At 72.5% G+C, this 957-nt stretch carries 3 protein-coding genes; all 3 read right to left on the bottom strand.

The genetic code is table 11. The features are described 5' to 3' along the window. Positions 1-319 (bottom strand): hypothetical protein (locus STARVERO_RS23005; RefSeq protein WP_159602139.1); only part of this gene is annotated, 319 nt, incomplete at its 3' end. Next, positions 316-549 (bottom strand): hypothetical protein, encoded by a 234-nt coding sequence (locus STARVERO_RS23000; protein WP_159602525.1) that lies wholly within the window; start codon positions 547-549, stop codon positions 316-318. The genes STARVERO_RS23005 and STARVERO_RS23000, both read right to left, overlap by 4 nt. Continuing rightward, positions 546-917 (bottom strand): hypothetical protein, encoded by a 372-nt coding sequence (locus STARVERO_RS22995; protein WP_159602522.1) that lies wholly within the window; start codon positions 915-917, stop codon positions 546-548. The genes STARVERO_RS23000 and STARVERO_RS22995 overlap by 4 nt, the downstream gene beginning before the upstream one ends. Positions 918-957: the final 40 nt, after the last annotated feature.

Genomic DNA, 957 nt, shown 5'->3' with positions numbered 1-957 from the left:
AGGCGCGGGCGGCGGCGTCAGCGGTGGCCCCTTGCTCCAGCGCCTCGGCCATGCGCCGGCGCGCCTGGGCGAGCGTGCCGGTGGGCCCGCGGGGCATGTCGATCTCGACGCCGCGCGCCGTGTTCTCCGGCGACAGGGTTCTGCAGTGGGCGCAGAGCTTGTCGGCCGCCTCCCGTCCGAGCAGTTCCACGAGCCAATGACCGGCGGGGGCGTGAGCGGGCACCGTGAACCGTCCGCCGCCGCGCTGTTCCGCGAGGCGCACTGCCAGCGGCAGGCCGATCACCGCCGCGATCTGCGCGAAGACGTCGCTGCCGGTCATGCGATGATCAACCCCCGCACGACATGGGAGATGGTCGAACAGACGTGCGCGCGGTTTCGCCACACGAGGCGGGCGGTGTACTTGCCGTCGCGGCACAGCCAGAGGCGGCAGGAGGTGCGGACATAGCCGCGCGCCAGCCAGGCCGCGTCGGCGGCGGCGAGATCGGCATCGGCCGCGAGCACGGCGCCTATGTCCACGGATGCGGCGTTGCGGGTGCGGCGGCGCGTCATCGCTTGCGCTCCCATTCTGCTTCGAGCGCCGCCCAGCAGGCTTCTGCCTCCGCATCGGCCTTCTGGTCAGCCCGCACGGCCCTGCGGTAAGCGGCCTCGGCCTTGACATGCGCTAGATCGGCCTCGGCCCGCCGTCGGGTTCCGAGCTTCTCCCGCCGCGCGGCGTCCCATGCCGCGTCCGAAGCCTGGGCGGCGGCGTGCCGCGCCGTGCTGGTCTCCTGAGCCTTAGCCTGGAGGGTGGCGTGCCGAAGCGACAGCAGGTCGGCCTGCCGGACGATCCTGCCGGGAAGGAAGCGCGCCAGCACAGCCGTCTCGATCCAGGCGAGGAGCTCGTCGTGGGTGAGATCCTGAAGGGTCAGCGTCTTCATGCCCGCGCTCCCTTCGCCTTTCGCAGCTGCTCGCCGCCGA

Origin of the sequence: Starkeya nomas, from assembly GCF_902703545.1 — a bacterium.
In the GTDB taxonomy this organism is placed as follows: domain Bacteria; phylum Pseudomonadota; class Alphaproteobacteria; order Rhizobiales; family Xanthobacteraceae; genus Ancylobacter; species Ancylobacter moscoviensis.
This window is presented reverse-complemented; position numbering and strand designations above follow the sequence as displayed.